The 15,580-nt window shown below is 32.8% G+C and carries 23 protein-coding genes; 22 read left to right on the top strand and 1 reads right to left on the bottom strand.

Features of this window, described 5'->3' with window-relative positions; translation table 11 throughout:
* Window positions 1-37 precede the first annotated feature (37 nt).
* Genes ACKXGU_RS04705 through ACKXGU_RS04715 form a run of 3 tightly spaced genes read left to right on the top strand, consistent with a single transcriptional unit; the run spans window position 38 to window position 1,729 of the window.
* Window positions 38-397 carry a hypothetical protein gene (locus ACKXGU_RS04705; protein ID WP_463466900.1) on the top strand — a complete coding sequence of 120 codons (360 nt, stop codon included), beginning with the start codon at window positions 38-40 and terminating at the stop codon, window positions 395-397.
* Between the two features lie 33 nt (window positions 398-430).
* On the top strand, window positions 431-1,252 hold the full coding sequence (gene kdsA, locus ACKXGU_RS04710) for a 3-deoxy-8-phosphooctulonate synthase (RefSeq protein ID WP_463466901.1): 822 nt from the start codon (window positions 431-433) through the stop codon (window positions 1,250-1,252).
* 9 nt (window positions 1,253-1,261) lie between these two features.
* Window positions 1,262-1,729: a GNAT family N-acetyltransferase gene (locus tag ACKXGU_RS04715; RefSeq protein ID WP_463466902.1), complete on the top strand. Its 468-nt coding sequence runs from the start codon at window positions 1,262-1,264 to the stop codon at window positions 1,727-1,729.
* On the opposite strand, the gene ACKXGU_RS04720 is transcribed toward ACKXGU_RS04715, so the two are convergent.
* Complete coding sequence (locus ACKXGU_RS04720) at window positions 1,726-2,103, bottom strand: DUF1801 domain-containing protein (RefSeq protein ID WP_463466903.1); 378 nt, start codon at window positions 2,101-2,103, stop codon at window positions 1,726-1,728. The two genes, ACKXGU_RS04715 and ACKXGU_RS04720, sit on opposite strands and share 4 nt — an antisense overlap.
* 108 nt (window positions 2,104-2,211) lie before the next feature.
* Here ACKXGU_RS04720 and ACKXGU_RS04725 point away from each other — a divergent pair, with 108 nt between their 5' ends.
* The 19 genes from ACKXGU_RS04725 (at window position 2,212) to ACKXGU_RS04815 (ending at window position 15,566) form a co-directional block, all read left to right on the top strand.
* Window positions 2,212-2,985 carry a DUF6090 family protein gene (locus ACKXGU_RS04725; RefSeq protein WP_463466904.1) on the top strand — a complete coding sequence of 258 codons (774 nt, stop codon included), beginning with the start codon at window positions 2,212-2,214 and terminating at the stop codon, window positions 2,983-2,985.
* Between the two features lie 29 nt (window positions 2,986-3,014).
* Window positions 3,015-3,761, top strand: a complete 747-nt coding sequence (locus tag ACKXGU_RS04730) for a DUF6090 family protein (RefSeq protein WP_463466905.1) — start codon at window positions 3,015-3,017, stop codon at window positions 3,759-3,761.
* A complete protein-coding gene (locus ACKXGU_RS04735; RefSeq protein ID WP_463466906.1) occupies window positions 3,758-4,510 on the top strand; it encodes a DUF6090 family protein in 753 nt (250 codons plus the stop codon). The genes ACKXGU_RS04730 and ACKXGU_RS04735 overlap by 4 nt, the downstream gene beginning before the upstream one ends.
* Window positions 4,503-5,249: a DUF6090 family protein gene (locus tag ACKXGU_RS04740; RefSeq protein ID WP_463466907.1), complete on the top strand. Its 747-nt coding sequence runs from the start codon at window positions 4,503-4,505 to the stop codon at window positions 5,247-5,249. The genes ACKXGU_RS04735 and ACKXGU_RS04740 overlap by 8 nt, the downstream gene beginning before the upstream one ends.
* 98 nt (window positions 5,250-5,347) lie before the next feature.
* Window positions 5,348-6,127: a DUF6090 family protein gene (locus tag ACKXGU_RS04745; protein ID WP_463466908.1), complete on the top strand. Its 780-nt coding sequence runs from the start codon at window positions 5,348-5,350 to the stop codon at window positions 6,125-6,127.
* A complete protein-coding gene (locus tag ACKXGU_RS04750) occupies window positions 6,120-6,812 on the top strand; it encodes a hypothetical protein (RefSeq protein WP_463466909.1) in 693 nt (230 codons plus the stop codon). Before ACKXGU_RS04745 ends, ACKXGU_RS04750 begins: the two co-directional genes overlap by 8 nt.
* Window positions 6,812-7,540, top strand: a complete 729-nt coding sequence (locus tag ACKXGU_RS04755; RefSeq protein ID WP_463466910.1) for a DUF6090 family protein — start codon at window positions 6,812-6,814, stop codon at window positions 7,538-7,540. The genes ACKXGU_RS04750 and ACKXGU_RS04755 overlap by 1 nt, the downstream gene beginning before the upstream one ends.
* Complete coding sequence (locus ACKXGU_RS04760) at window positions 7,537-8,292, top strand: hypothetical protein (protein WP_463466911.1); 756 nt, start codon at window positions 7,537-7,539, stop codon at window positions 8,290-8,292. The genes ACKXGU_RS04755 and ACKXGU_RS04760 overlap by 4 nt, the downstream gene beginning before the upstream one ends.
* Window positions 8,249-9,055, top strand: a complete 807-nt coding sequence (locus ACKXGU_RS04765; protein WP_463466912.1) for a DUF6090 family protein — start codon at window positions 8,249-8,251, stop codon at window positions 9,053-9,055. The genes ACKXGU_RS04760 and ACKXGU_RS04765 overlap by 44 nt, the downstream gene beginning before the upstream one ends.
* A 108-nt stretch (window positions 9,056-9,163) precedes the next feature.
* Entirely contained in the window at window positions 9,164-9,901 is a 738-nt protein-coding gene (locus tag ACKXGU_RS04770) for a DUF6090 family protein (protein WP_463466913.1), read from the top strand.
* 47 nt (window positions 9,902-9,948) lie between these two features.
* Window positions 9,949-10,698 (top strand): DUF6090 family protein, encoded by a 750-nt coding sequence (locus ACKXGU_RS04775; protein WP_463466914.1) that lies wholly within the window; start codon window positions 9,949-9,951, stop codon window positions 10,696-10,698.
* A gap of 24 nt (window positions 10,699-10,722) precedes the next feature.
* Window positions 10,723-11,967, top strand: a complete 1,245-nt coding sequence (locus ACKXGU_RS04780; protein ID WP_463466915.1) for a DUF418 domain-containing protein — start codon at window positions 10,723-10,725, stop codon at window positions 11,965-11,967.
* Complete coding sequence (locus ACKXGU_RS04785; RefSeq protein ID WP_463466916.1) at window positions 11,964-12,758, top strand: DUF6090 family protein; 795 nt, start codon at window positions 11,964-11,966, stop codon at window positions 12,756-12,758. The genes ACKXGU_RS04780 and ACKXGU_RS04785 overlap by 4 nt, the downstream gene beginning before the upstream one ends.
* Complete coding sequence (locus ACKXGU_RS04790; protein ID WP_463466917.1) at window positions 12,755-13,087, top strand: DUF6090 family protein; 333 nt, start codon at window positions 12,755-12,757, stop codon at window positions 13,085-13,087. The genes ACKXGU_RS04785 and ACKXGU_RS04790 overlap by 4 nt, the downstream gene beginning before the upstream one ends.
* Before the next feature lies 1 nt (window position 13,088).
* Window positions 13,089-13,538, top strand: a complete 450-nt coding sequence (locus ACKXGU_RS04795; RefSeq protein WP_463466918.1) for a hypothetical protein — start codon at window positions 13,089-13,091, stop codon at window positions 13,536-13,538.
* Window positions 13,539-13,566: 28 nt separating this feature from the next.
* Window positions 13,567-14,265: a DUF6090 family protein gene (locus tag ACKXGU_RS04800; RefSeq protein ID WP_463466919.1), complete on the top strand. Its 699-nt coding sequence runs from the start codon at window positions 13,567-13,569 to the stop codon at window positions 14,263-14,265.
* 128 nt (window positions 14,266-14,393) lie between these two features.
* A complete protein-coding gene (locus tag ACKXGU_RS04805; RefSeq protein WP_463466920.1) occupies window positions 14,394-14,954 on the top strand; it encodes a hypothetical protein in 561 nt (186 codons plus the stop codon).
* Between the two features lie 24 nt (window positions 14,955-14,978).
* Window positions 14,979-15,269 carry a hypothetical protein gene (locus ACKXGU_RS04810; protein WP_463466921.1) on the top strand — a complete coding sequence of 97 codons (291 nt, stop codon included), beginning with the start codon at window positions 14,979-14,981 and terminating at the stop codon, window positions 15,267-15,269.
* A 6-nt stretch (window positions 15,270-15,275) separates the two neighbouring features.
* Window positions 15,276-15,566: a winged helix-turn-helix domain-containing protein gene (locus tag ACKXGU_RS04815; RefSeq protein WP_463466922.1), complete on the top strand. Its 291-nt coding sequence runs from the start codon at window positions 15,276-15,278 to the stop codon at window positions 15,564-15,566.
* Window positions 15,567-15,580 lie beyond the last annotated feature (14 nt).

A 15,580-nucleotide genomic window follows, 5' to 3' on the forward strand; every position in this document is an offset into this window, starting at 1 on the left:
TGTATCCATGCATGTTTAACCCTTAAAGAATTAAAAAATGAAACTGATTAGTAAATATTCTAAATTTATTCCCTATTTATATTTTTTAGCGGTAATAGCCTATTGGTTTACCGATATTAATAAAAGTGAAGGACTCACAGCATATCCTATTCTACTATTGGGAATACCATTTGTTTGGCAATTAATAAAACCCAATAAACAACTCAATTTCTCATTAGGAATTATTTTTGTCTGCCTATCGTCCTATCTCATTCTGGCTTATATATCGGATTTGCTACATATCATTGATATTTCATCTTCAACCAAAACCTTTATTATTTATGGTGGCATTTTTGTCTTTACCAATTTTTTAATGGCACTTTGGATGATTCGAAATAGTCTAAAAAAAGCGTTTTAATTTAACTATCTTTGTGGCTTAAATTTTAAGCTGATGAATCTTAAAGACGTTCCAAAGTTGATGCACACCAATAGTGATAATTTCTTTCTGTTGGCTGGCCCTTGTGCCATTGAAGGTGAAGACATGGCATTGCGTATAGCCGAAAAGGTTATAACTATTACCAATAACCTGCATATTCCTTATGTCTTTAAAGGAAGTTTTAAAAAGGCTAACCGTAGTCGTATTGATAGTTTTACGGGTATTGGTGATGAAAAAGCCCTAAAAATATTACGCAAGGTGTCTGAAACTTTTGATGTGCCTACAGTTACGGATATCCATGAAGTATCAGATGCTAAAATGGCTGCCGAATATGTTGATGTACTCCAAATTCCTGCATTTTTAGTGCGTCAAACCGATTTGGTTGTGGCGGCTGCCGAAACTGGCAAGGTGGTCAATTTAAAAAAGGGACAATTCATGAGTCCCGAATCCATGAAACATGCTGTGCAAAAGGTTAAGGATACTGGTAGTGACAAGGCTTGGATAACCGATAGAGGAACCATGTTTGGCTATCAAGACATGATTGTTGATTTCCGGGGTATTCCGACCATGCGCCAATATGCACCAACCATTTTAGATGTCACCCATTCCCTACAGCAACCCAATCAATCGGTAGGTGTTACAGGTGGCCGTCCTGATATGATTGAAACCATTGCTCGCGCTGGTGTGGTTAATAATGTGGATGGTTTATTCATTGAGACCCATTTTGACCCAACCAATGCCAAAAGTGATGGTGCCAACATGTTGCATTTGGATAATTTAGAAAATTTATTGACCAATTTAGTGGCTATTAGAAAAACTATAAATAGCTTAAAATAGGCTTTTAGTATGGATATTGAAATCCGCCAAGCAACTATCGAGGACATTCCAGAGATAACCACACTCTTTAGAAATACTGTTCGCGAGGTTAATTCAAAACATTATTCTGATAAACAGATTCAAACTTGGTCTGCTGGTGCCAATGATACCCAGAAATGGGAAGAGCGGATTCTCAAATGCTACTTTTTGGTTGCCGAAAGCCATGACACCATTGTTGGTTTTGCCTATTTAAAAAATGGCAATTATTTTGATGGGTTGTTTGTTCATAAAGATTATCAACGTCAAGGTATTGCTTCAAAATTACTGCGTATTATAGAATCTAAAGCTATGATGGATGGTTTTGAGGAAATTAAATCGGATGTCAGTATTACCGCCCTACCCTTTTTTGAAAACCACTATTTCAATGTCATCAAAAAGCAGAAAAAGGTTCTTAACGGTATAATCTTTGAGAATTATATTGTTTCAAAAGCTCTCTAAATAAACCAAGCTTTTTTGCTTTTTTCCAATTGCCTGGCTGCAGCTTGTAGTAATATAACAAAGCGATGTTCATCCAAATCCTCTATGTGTTTTAATTGAATGGAACGCACCTGTTTACGATTATTATAATTTTGTAATTCAGGAAATTCAGATTCCAACAAAACACCTTGGACAAAAGCCACATCTACAAAATCAGTTCCTTTTAAAATATTTAAATAAATCATGGGTTTTTTACCTATGTTATAAAACGGAATTTTATAACTATATCGCTCTTGAACATCAGGCAACGTCTTCAATATCACCTCTCTGACATAAAGCATTATGGACTGGTAGGGTTCCTTCTGATTTAAAAAATAGACATCAATGGGTTTCATTTAGTTACTCGGAATTGATTTTATTTTGTAAGAAATTACTAAATTACTAATCGAAAACAACCAACCAAAACTACCACACTATTTAATTTACTTGGAACTGACCAGTAAATGCTTAAATTCTTTCGCCGTATAAGGCAAAATCTCCTTTTTGAAAACAAAACGGGTAAATACCTTAAATACGCCATTGGCGAAATCATTCTCGTCGTCATTGGGATTTTAATCGCTCTGCAAATCAATAACTGGAATGAACAACGCAAGTCTGACACCTTTGAACTAAAAATGTTAGGCGAGATATACAAATCCTTGAGCTATGATAATTATATTATGAAAGCCATTTTAAATGATAGGATTTTAGTTGTTGATTCCAGTATTAATACCATCCTAGAGATGTATAATCGAGATAGTCTTGATATGGAAAGTTTTAATAAACATGCCATAAATTTGAGCTTGGGTTATATGTTTTCTTATTCCGTCGGACCCTATGAAACCCTCAAAATTGCTGGATTAGATAAGGTTAAAAATGATACGTTGCGAGACAAACTCATTTTTCATTATGACTATGAAATTCCAAGACGTGCTAATTTAATTCAACTTCACAGTAATTCTGAAATATTTGAAAAAACAAGAGATTTAGAATTCAAGATTTTTAGTTATAAAATTACTTCAGATGAGTCGGGTAATACGTTTGAAATAGATTCTTTTAAGCTAAACAACCCCAGAGATGAACTTTTTATGAATTATTTGCACTTAAGAACGCGATCAACCAAAAAAGGCATCTCAAATTTTAAAAACTATATGGAAGATGCTGATAAAATGATTGCGCTTCTACTCAAGGAATTTGAAAAAAGACATTACCCAAAACCTGAATTCATTTTGCTATGATTAAATTCTTTAGAAAAATACGTCAAAACATGATTAAAGAGAACAGAGTCAGCAAATATCTGCTTTATGCCATTGGCGAAATAATCCTTGTGGTTATAGGTATTTTGATTGCACTTCAAATCAATAATTGGAACGAGCATAGAAAAGAGCTTCAAAAAGAACTGGTAATTGTAAACGAACTATATAACGAATTACAGCAAAACTTAAAAGTAACCACAAAACACCAACAGAGTATTGAAAAAATAAACCAAGAAGTACTTTTTCTCCTTAATATAAGTAATGATTCACTAAAGTCATTAACCAACAAAGAGCTAAACGAACATATTTTTAAATCTTCAGAAATCACCAGTTTTACACCAATTAACCAAAAATTGAAAAGGGTATTAGGTATAGAAAGTTTTGGGTTCAGCCACTCCAAAACGCTTTTAAATAAACTGCAGGACTACAATAACTCCATTGATGATATTACTGCAATGAATTTATCAGCAGTTGATGTATTTAGAAATAAATTGGTTCCATTTTTAAGCAAAAACGTTAGCATAAAAAATTTAATGCACGAAATTTACCCTAATAAAATTACCAAAAGTGATAATTATGTTGATGTTAGACCTATTATTAAATCTATGGCATTTGAAAATCTCTATGCCGATTTTTTTGCTAGTTACACTTCCTATATCTGGACTTTAGAGCAGAATATTGAATTAATAAACACCCTAATAAAACATATCGAAAAAGCCTATCCTTCAGTTATTTTAACCACAGAAACTCGTTCATGATAAAATTCTTTAGAAACATCCGTAAAAAACTTTTAAACGAGGGTAAAACCTCAAAATACTTCAAATATGCCATTGGTGAAATTATACTTGTGGTTATTGGTATTCTAATAGCGCTTCAAATCAATAATTGGAATGAACACAGAAAGGGTTTAAATAAAAGAGGTGCTTACACCAAGTCCCTTTTAAAAGAACTAAAACAAGACACTACAGATTTTAGAAAGAACACAGAATTTCTTAAGAAACAAATGGAAGTCTTGAAAGGTTTTCATGAAAGATTAAAATCAGAAAGCGCAACTATAGACACCATGAAACAGATTGCTCGATATGAATTTAATATGGTTATAGACAACAAAAAAAACTACAACGACAAGACACTAAAATCTTTACAAACTTCGGGTGAAATACAGTTATATCCTAAATATGTACAAGATATAATGCTTGAACTCACAGCGATTCAAGAAGAATATAATGATCTTATAGACTTATACCTTGCGGATTATCTACATACAGTACAAGCGCAAAATCTTTTGGCCACAAAACCCGAAAAGTATAATTTTTTTGGAATACATGATAAATTCAAATCTAAAACTTGGGATGCTATGGATGAAGTTGAGTTTATCACAGTTTTTGACAATTTACTAAATTCAAAGGCAGACTTTACTGGCTCAAGAATCATGATTTACGAGGAAGTTTCCAAAAAAACGGAAGAGCTTATAGAAACCCTTCAAACTATAGATGAACATGATTAAACTCTTTAGAAACATACGTCAAAAGCTTGCTGCAGAAAACAAATTTATGGCCTATTCCAGATACGCCATAGGCGAAATAGTGCTTGTTGTTATTGGGATTTTGATAGCTCTTCAGATTAATAACTGGAATTCTCAAAAGAAATTACGAGGAGAGGAGTTGAATATGCTCAATGAAATAAAATTAAACCTAAAAACCTGTAAAGATGAACTACAATATACTTTAAAAAGCAATAAACAATTTGAAAAGAACTATATAATGTTGCTGGAACATATTGAAGCCAAACGCCCCTATAAAACCGAACTAGACACTATTTTTTCACAAGTGCATGCCTGGCAATCTCCTTATTTAACCTACTCAGCTTATGAAACATTGAAGTCTAAAGGTGCCGATATTATCCAAAACGATTCGTTAAGAATTCAAATTATCAACATTTACGAAAGTGCCTTTACCTTTTTATCCAAAGACTGGGATCAGTCTGAATGGCGAGATAGCCAGTCTGTGGTTGTGCCCTATTTTGTAAAACATTTTGCTCGGGATATTGATTCCCTTAAAGCAAAACCTAACGATTACGATGCGCTTATTGCAGACCAAGAATTCTCAAATATCCTTAGAAAGCTTATTACTAATAGGAAATGGGGAAATAATGCTTGTGAAGGTATTAGTGAGTATTTAGATTTTGTTATAGCAAATATTGATGAAGAGTTACAGGACAGAGGATATAAAAGTGATACCCAATAAACGGCATTGACATTGTTATCGTATTTGCAGTTATCCTATTTGCCCGTTTAGGCCTTAGGTTAATTAGTAAATATTTTGAAATAAAAAAGAAGAAGAGCATGATTAAAATCTTTAGAACTATCCGGAAAAGACTTCTTAAGGAAGGAAAAACCAGCCAGTATTTAAAATATGCCATCGGCGAGATCATTTTAGTAATCATTGGTATTTTGATGGCTCTTCAAATAAATAATTGGAATCAAAACAGGAAAGAGCAAAAACTGGAATTATACTTACTCAAACAAATTAAAAAAGATATTCAATCTGACAGTTCTTTGATAGCCAGTTATATTATGCTGACACATGGTAAAACTCTTCAAGCTAAAAGATTGCGAAAAGTCGTCGAAAATAAGCAATATGATGTCTCTAAAGATTCACTGGTCATAAATGCTTTTCTCATTGGTAAACTAGTTTTGTTTGATGCCTATACCCCAACATTTGATGAATTGGTTTCTTCAGGCAAGTTAAACATCATAAAAAGTGAGGAGTTGAAAACGCTCATCAAACGCTATAAAAATTTTAATGATGGTTCAAAATCATTCACCTATGATGAAAGTCAACATAAAAAAGAGGCTTACAACACTCATATTTATCAGTATTTAGAACCCCAAATCATGACATATTTATGGGAAACTTTTGGCAAAGGCAAAAGTTTGGATTCCATAAACCAATACCGAACGGATGTGAAAGGGCTTATTGATGATCCAAAAACCCTATACCATATCAATACCATGATTGGCATTGATCGCGATTTAAATTGGTTATATAAAGAAAGACTTATTAAGACCATTCAGAAAATGACAGCTGTGGTTAACGATGAAATTGCAAAGCATCATGATTAAAATCTTCAGAAATATTAGAAAATCACTTCTTAACGAAGGCAAAACCAATAAGTACCTTAAATATGCTATTGGCGAAATAATCCTTGTAGTTATTGGTATCTTGATTGCACTCCAGATAAACAATTGGAATAATAACCGATTAGAAAAAGTTGAAGTCAAAAACTATTTAAAGCAAATTAAAACAGAGCTCATCTTGGATGTGGATAATTTTAATGAAGATATCATTAACATAAATACTTACACAAATTACCTAAATAAAGTAAGCGAAGGCAAATATGAGGATGTTGATCTTTCTCTATTACTCATGTCTCTAAGTAGAAACCTTGAGCCTGGAAACTGTGGCATCTCATTCAATAAAATGTTAGAATCTGGAGCTATTGAGCATATTGAGAATAATGAGATAAACCAAAAACTTCAAGCATATTATTTAATAAATTGCGCAGATTACAATAAAATCACTGCTTTTCATTCCAAGTTTATTTCAGAAAACATTGAAGGACCACTACTTTTAATACTCGACCATAAAAAAGACTTTAGAGTAGACCCCAAAGATGTCATAGAACAGCTAGAGCATGGAAAATTAAAATCAATGGTCAACTGGCAAATCTCTTACTTAAGTTACTATATCCCTGAAATTAACAAAAACATTCAATTAGCAGAAGAATTAATACACTTAATTGATTAATGATAAAATTATTCAGAAATATTAGAAAGTCACTTCTTTCTGAAGGCAAAACCAGCAACTATCTAAAATATGCCATCGGTGAGATTATTCTTGTGGTGATTGGAATATTGATTGCACTTCAAATCAATAACTGGAATGAGCAGAGAAAAGAAAAAATACGAGCTTCCAATTATATGGATAGAATTGAAGAAGACCTCAATAGATCCATTTCAAGAAGTGAAAATCTTCTGGAGCTCAATAAAAGAATTTTAAAATCCGTAACGGACACTCAAAAACTGTTGGAGCGAGGGACTGCTCTTAATGATGAAGAGAAAAAAACAGTAGACTATGCCTTCTTATGGTTTCCAAGAACTACTTACCAAATGCCTAATATGCTCACTTATGAAGAAATGAAAGAAAGTGGTGATTTACATCTTATAGAGAATATTGAATTAAGAAATGATTTAGCAGAGTTTTACAGTTATCTTCAACAAGTAGAATCCGTTTATGAGAAGTTAAGTCAAGACATTGAAAGCCAATTCAGTGTTTATAACTCTTCAATCAGAGCCAATACGAATCCAGAAACTTTAAAAATCACTTTTGAATATGACTTTAACCAACTTTGTCAAGATACTGTTTTTATCAACACTTTCTCTCGTATGAGCATACACTGGAGAGGCTTTGTCTATTTTATGGAGCGTGTGAATTCAGATGCGAACAAGGTAAAATCCAAAATTGATTCTATATGATTAAATTCTTAAGAAAAATACGATATAATCTTATGAGTGAAAATAAAACAGGTAAATATTTCAAGTATGCCATTGGAGAAATTATTCTTGTGGTGATTGGAATATTGATTGCACTTCAAATAAACACTTGGAATCAAAATAGAATTGACAGAAACGAGGAAAATGACATTATAACTAAACTCCATAAAGACTTTAAAGAAAATAAAAAGAGCATACAAGGCTTCATTGTAACCAACAAAAATGAAATGGACGCCCAAATGGAACTGATGAGTTTAATTGGAACCTCAAAAGAAGAGCTTTCAAAACACAATTTAGATAGCTTGTTTTATGTGTCTTTTGGAGCCAATGAACTACATTTTGCAGACAACACCCTTAAAAACCTAATAAACAGTGGACAATTAAATCTTTTAAAAAATGAGGATATTAATGTTCTTCTTTACGAATGGAATGTATTGTCGGAAATTAGGCAGACTAGGATGGATAAATTAGACAATTGGGTAAATGACAAGTTTATACCCTATTTAATATCTAAAATATCATTTAAAGAAATGGACATGAATGACAATTTGAAATGGAGTGGCAAATCTAAAGTTAAACCCAAATATTATAACTTGTTTCAAGAAGTGGAATTTGAAAATTATTTAGACAACAATTTGTGGTTCCACCAGCAAATAGCAGAAAGATGTGACGAAACTGAATTATTGATTGATGAAATCATTAAAGCCACAAAACCAACCAATGACCATGATTAAACTTTTTAGAAACATTAGAAAGTCACTTCTAGCCGAAGGCAAAACCAGCAAATACCTAAAATATGCTATTGGTGAAATTATACTTGTAGTCATAGGTATTTTAATTGCTTTACAGATTAACAATTGGAATGCTCTCAAAAAACAAGAAAACAATAATATATTTTTAAGTAAGCGGCTACTTGTAGAAACTGATAAAAACATCATTGAACTCGAGAAAGAAATCATTTCAATAGAAAAATCAATAAACTCATTGCTTATGATGTTACACCTAACAGGTGAAGATTACCATAAAGTTGACCCAAAAAAAGTTGACAGTTTAATTTATAATATTTTAAGTACACCAACCTATTATTTCAATGATGCAGTTTTAAATGAAGCATTATCTACTGGTCAAGTGTCCAGTTTTGAAAATGACAGTTTAAAAAATATCATTTACAGCATTCCAACAACTATGGAAACAGTCAAATTTCGTGAGCAAAACATTGAACAAGACACCAACACCAATTTAACTCCTTTTCTCTACAATTATATCTCTTTAAGGAATGTTGACCACCAATTCTCTAACCTTAATAACCTAGGAAAAAGTCAAGTGAAAGAGGTTGATAATCGTCAAATACTCTCCATGCTATTTTGGGAAAATGAAATTGACAACCTCCATTTTATATATAACACGCTCCTAAAAGAAAGTTACAGGAAACTGGATAAAGACTTGAAGAGTTTAAAGATTTTATTGGAGAAACAAATAAACCGCAATCATGATTAAATTCTTCCATTATCGAAACGTAATTTTGTGTTTGCAAAATCAAAGGTCTTGTAGACCTTTGGTGGAGATAGCCGCTTGCGGAAAGCTCAAAATTAAAATGTGTGAAATATGATTCAGTTTTTCAGACACATACGTAAATCACTCCTCATGGAAAATAAAACTGGTAAGTACCTCAAATATGCCATTGGAGAAATCGTACTTGTGGTAATAGGCATACTCATTGCTTTACAAATTAACAACTGGAATGAAGACAAAAAAATACTAAAACAGGAAAAAGCAACTATTGCTAGTTTAAAACTGGAGTTTCAAAAAAATCTCGCAGACCTCGAAGACAATATTGATGCCATTGAAAAAATTATTTCAGCTGGAAACATTTTAATGGAACATACTGGACCTGATTATGAATTTGGCACATTGAGCAATGTGGATAGTTTAATTAGTATGACTCCAAGAATGTCCGTTTGGGATCCTAGCCTCTACACTTTAAGTAACATCAAGAATTCTGGAAAACTATCCAATCTGTCAAACGAAGCACTAAAAGTACAACTTATAGAATGGGAAAGTTTTTATAACAACCTATTGGATTGGGGCGATTTCTATGTTCAAAGGGGACATTATTATTTTAATTACTTGGTAGAAAATTCAGTAAACAGAAATTTAGATAAAACTGGACCCATAAAAATGAGTCAATCCAAATTTGAAGGATCAAACGAAGAACTCTTGAGAATGCGTTCTTTTGAGAATAATTTGACACAACGCATAACACACAATGGTTTCATGCTCCGGTTTTATTTAGATGCCAAAAATAGATTAACGACTATTATTGAGCTTTGTGATGAATATTAGGAATGAGTAAGTGTTTTTGACTATGACAAATATTAATAACTCGATTTATGATTAAACTCTTCCGTAAAATACGCTATAACCTGATGAATGAAAACAAAACAGCTAAGTACTTCAAATATGCCATAGGCGAAATAGTTCTGGTGGTTATTGGAATTCTCATTGCGCTACAAATCAATAACTGGAATGAAGCTAACAAGACCAAACAGTTAGAGGCAAAAATCTTGAAAGAATTGCAAGGTAATTTAAGGCTAGACTTAAAAGAAATTCAACAGGATATCGCTTCTATGGACTCCATTGTAAAAGCTTGTAAGGACCTAAAAGACTATATAAAAACACATGAAACACCCGATTCCAAATTCAATTATTCAGCGACATTATTGAGAGTTGTACCTCATTTTGACCCCAATAAAAGCGGCTATGGACTTCTACAATCTAAAGGCGTTGAAGTTATTTCGAACGATAGTTTGCGAAACAATATCTCGCTGCTTTACGAAAGAGCCTATCCCTATTACAGACGATATGAAGACGAGCGATTTGGTTTCTTTAATCTAAATACCCAACCCAAGTTGTTGGAATATTTTTACAAAAATTTTGATAGTACAGCTACCTGGTATGCCAATTACAAAATAACACAAGCAGATTATGAAAGGCTCAAGGGAGACGAATCATTCTCCAGGTTATTAGCAACCATCGCATTTGAAAATGCAGGCGTGCAAAACAGAGCCAAACGAACAGAAGGACAAATTAAAGAACTACTGAAATTCATTGATGAGGAATTAAATTCAATTCATAAATAGTCATTACTCCCAAAAAACCAAACCATGGAAAGCGACAATGTAAAACCAATCTCCAAAAGTGAACGTATAGCCTATCTGGATATCTTAAGAGGCATTTCGATTCTGTTTATTTATACAGCAAACATTCTCATGTTCTCGGGTATATTCTTTTTTCCAGAGGACACACCTAGAAGGATATACACCTTACCTACCGATGAAATTCTCGACTTTATAAACTATGTTTTGGTTGATGGTAAGTTCTACTCCATTTTCTCGCTTCTTTTTGGAATTGGCTGTGTAATCCAGTTTAACAACTTAACGGCACATGGTAAGGCCTTTGCACCATTTTTCAGAAGGCGCATGTTTTGGTTATTAATTATTGGAGGCATTCATTTAGTGCTCTTTTGGCCAGGTGATATTTTGACTCTTTACGCTGTTCTTGGTTTTTTCTTGATATGGTTTGTTAGAAAATCCAATAAAACACTTTTAACCACTGCTGTTATCCTCATTTTGTTTCCATTAGTAAATTGGGCTTTCATGCACTTTTCAGGCGTCTATTATCCTGGATTGGCTTTTCAAAAAAGCACCGATATCTATCAATATTTCGGGATGCCAATTATAGAATTCCAAGGTCGGTTAGTTCCTGATTTTGTTGCCTACCAACTCAATGATAATATAGCTGATTTTTTTAAAATGAATTTGGGAAATACGTTTATTAGAATAGGTAGAATTTTAGATGAAGGGAGATTATTTAAAGTTTTTGGGATTTTTTTAATTGGCATTTGGACAGGTAGAAAAATTCTCAATGAAAATATTTTGGATAATACCGCATTTTTAAAAAAAGTGTTTCTAATTGGCTTATTGGTAGGCTTACCTGTAAATATTGTTAGAGGCTACATCGAGTTTTTTGTTGATAGCACAGATACTACAAAACTGTTTCATGTTCTTGCATATGCTTTAGGAACCTTACCTTTAGCGTTGAGTTATGCCGCTGGGATTGCCTTGTTAGTAAAGAAAAAAGTGCATTTTCTTGATTGGTTTAAACCTGTTGGGAAAACGGCATTATCCAACTACCTGTTTCAAACAGCTATTTCTACCATTATTTTTTACGGATTTGGATTTAACCTCGTCGGAAAATTTGGCTTTACTTATGTCATGATGATTGGTTTGTGTGTATTTATCATACAAATTGTATGTAGTAAAATTTGGCTCAATTATTTCAAGTTTGGACCCATGGAATGGCTCTGGCGAAAACTAACTTATGGTGTACAAATAAAAATCAAAAAATGATAAAATTTTTTAGAAACATTCGTAAAAAACTGGCATCCGAAAATAAAGCTGCGGCCTATTCAAGATATGCCATAGGCGAAATTGTACTCGTAGTTATTGGAATTCTCATTGCCCTTCAGATTAACAATTGGAATGAAACCCGCAAAGAGCGCGAAGAGGAAAGAGCGCTGTTACAACAGTTGCAATCTGAATTTGAAAGTAATCAAAAGCAACTGAACGAAAAAATAATCATTCGCAATAATATGATTGCCGCATCTTTTAAACTTTTGGATTACATAGACCACCCTGAAAAACGCCATACAGATAGTATAAATAGCTACCTAGTTCAAACAATTTTGGTCCCTACCTTCGATCCCATAATCAATGATATTATGAGTTCGGGAAGAATTCAGTTACTAAAAAACAATAAATTGAAAGAACTATTGACCCTATGGACGAGTGAAATTGTTCAGGTTACCGAAGAAGAGGTTGCGTGGAGAGAGTATAAATACAATCAATACCAACCTTTCTTACTCAAAGAAGCTTCAATAAGGTCCATAACCAATCAATACTGGCAAGACAATGCTATGGAAACCTTTTATTTGGACAAAGGAACAACCGTTAAGTTCGATTTAAAGAACTCAAGAACTCACATCGATTTTTCAAACATTTTTGAGAGTGCAGATTTTGAAGACCATCTTGCCATATGTGCAACCGATGCCAAAATTGCTAACATTCAATCCTTAAGTCTACAAAATAGGATTAAAGAAATATTATTGATTATTAAACAAGAACTCGAAGAAAATTCATGATAAAGTTATTCAGAAATATCCGCAAAAACTTACTCAATGAAGGTAAAACCGGCAAGTACTTCAAGTATGCCATTGGTGAAATTGTATTAGTTGTCATTGGAATTCTCATCGCGCTTCAGATTAATAATTGGAATGAAAGTAGGAAACTGGAGAACAGCAAACAAAAACTAATGCTGGCTCTAAAAAATGAATTGGTTAACAACAAAAATACGTTGGACAGTTATCTCTATGATCTCAACATAGCTAATTCAAAATTTAACAAGGTGCTACGTTATTCCGTTGGAGACTATACTATTCCACAAGATAGTTCTAAAATATTATCTCTCTGAAATGCTTTACAACAGAACACTTTCCATTTTCAGTTCGGTCCAGGAGGAAGCCATTAGCTCTGGTAAATTTGAATTATTAAGTGATAGCCTTAAACAATATCTGTCTTTACTAAAAGATTATACCCACTCTAGAAATACTATAATAGATAAAGGTAGTAATATATTTTTTTCTGAAAGAGATAATCAGATAGAGAAATTAATCACTTGTTTGAATATGTCTCCCGAAATACCAGATGAATTGGCAAGCCACCCACCAATTCCTAAACATCCTGAATTTTTATTGCCTGAGATAGAGCTTTCAAATTTGGTCAAAAATCCAGAAACTTATTTAACTTTAAATAAAATGTACCTTACATATACAAGTGATGAAGTTTGGGTCAAACACGGCCTTGTAAACATCACTAACAAAACCATTGCCTTAATTGATAAAGAATTGAATACACATGATTAAATTCTTTAGAAAAATTCGCTATAACCTTATGAGTCAAAACAAAGCAGGCAAATACCTTAAATACGCTGTTGGAGAAATTATTTTAGTGGTTATTGGCATACTCATTGCGCTTCAAATCAATAATTGGAATGAGAAACGCATAAAATCAAATAAGGAAACTGCCATTCTAAAAAACATTCATCACGAATTCAAGGAAAACCAAAAACAACTCGATTCAGTACTATTTGAACACAGAAGGGTTTTTAATAATTGTAAAAAAGTCATTGGTCTTTTTCCCATAAAATCAAAACCTGAACAAAAAGTATTGGATTCTTTAACAGTTCAGCTTTGGTGGACTTATGGAGGCCATACGTTTAACCCATCGCAAACCAGTATTAATGCACTAGCCAGTACATCATCTTTTGATATCATTAAAAATGATACGTTGCGCGATTTATTAATTTCATGGAATGATTTAGTAAAAGATTATCAGGAAGAAGAATCTCGTTCTAGAGATCATCTTTGGGACCAATACGACCCTTACATGTCTAAAAATTTTGATTGGAATTTTAATTTTAATGACGAAAGAAACCATTTTGATGCTCTTCAAACTTTGGAGTTTGAATATTTAATGAAAAGCAGATATGATTTTCTTGATCAAATTTTAAACTCAAGCGGGGAGTTACAAAAAGTACAAAAGTCCCTAGAACAGATAATCAAGCTATCAAGTCCAAATTCAGGCAAGTAAATTTCACTGTTAAATATTTCATCTTTTTACTTGCTTGAAAACATATTTTTATTTTACTTTGTATTTCAAAGTACTTTTACATAGAATCAAAAGATTATCTAAAGGACATTAGCGAGATCAAAAATCTCATGAATAAATCATCCCGATTTATCTCATTATCAGGATTGTCAGGAATATTGGCCGGAGTGTATGCTCTTATTGGTGCTGCAGTAGCTTACTGGCTAGTAATAACCTATAGTGACGGCACATTAATATTAAATGGCTGGGTGTTTAGAACCTGTGTGTTAATTCTGGGTCTGGTGGCCTTCTTAAGCATCGTTACAGGCATTTGGCTTACCACCCGGAAAGCAAAAAAACACGGTGAGAAAATTTGGGACGCCACATCCAAACGTTTAGTTTATAATTTTTTAATTCCATTGGTCACTGGTGGACTATACATTTTAATCATCCTCAATCAACAAAAATATGGACAAGCAGGTGCTCTAATGCTCATTTTCTATGGTCTTTCTTTAATTAGTGCTTCAAAATACAGCTTGGGTGATATTCGTTATTTGGGCCTTATTGAAATTATACTGGGGCTAATCTGTGCCCTGTTCCCTGGATATGGCTTTTGGCTCTGGGTATTGGGATTTGGTGTTATGCACATAGTCTATGGCACCTGGATGCATTATAAGTACGACAAACAATAAAGTATTAATTTAAAAACTAAAATTATGTTAGCACAAAACAAACGCTTTCTCACAATCATGTTGTGTTTAGAAGCACTTTTACTCATCCCTCTAATTGCTATGCAATTTACCTCTGACGTGAATTGGAGTTATACCGATTTTATTGTTATGGGTGTATTACTTTTAACAATTAGTGTTTTAGCTGAATATATATTACGAATCGTTAAAAATCAGGAAAGACGTATTATTTTAATTGCTTTTTTGATATTGTTATTCTTATTAATTTGGGCCGAATTGGCAGTAGGAATTTTTGGAACACCATTTGCTGGAAGTTAATTTTTAATGAGCATTATAACCAACATAAATAAAGTTTTTGATCACCGCATTCGTTTGGGGATCATGTCTATTTTAATGGTTAATGAATATGCCGATTTTAATACTTTAAAAGAAATGTTAGATGTTACTGACGGTAATTTAGCCAGTCATACCAAAGCCTTGGAAAAAGCCGAATACATTTCAGTTGAAAAGCAATTTATTGGCAGAAAGCCCAATACCCGTTATGCGACAACTAAATTGGGTAAAGCTGAATTCAAAAAACACATAGACGCATTAGAAAAATTAATAAATAACTAAATACTATTTTTTTT

This window comes from Hanstruepera sp. CR43, assembly GCF_055227665.1.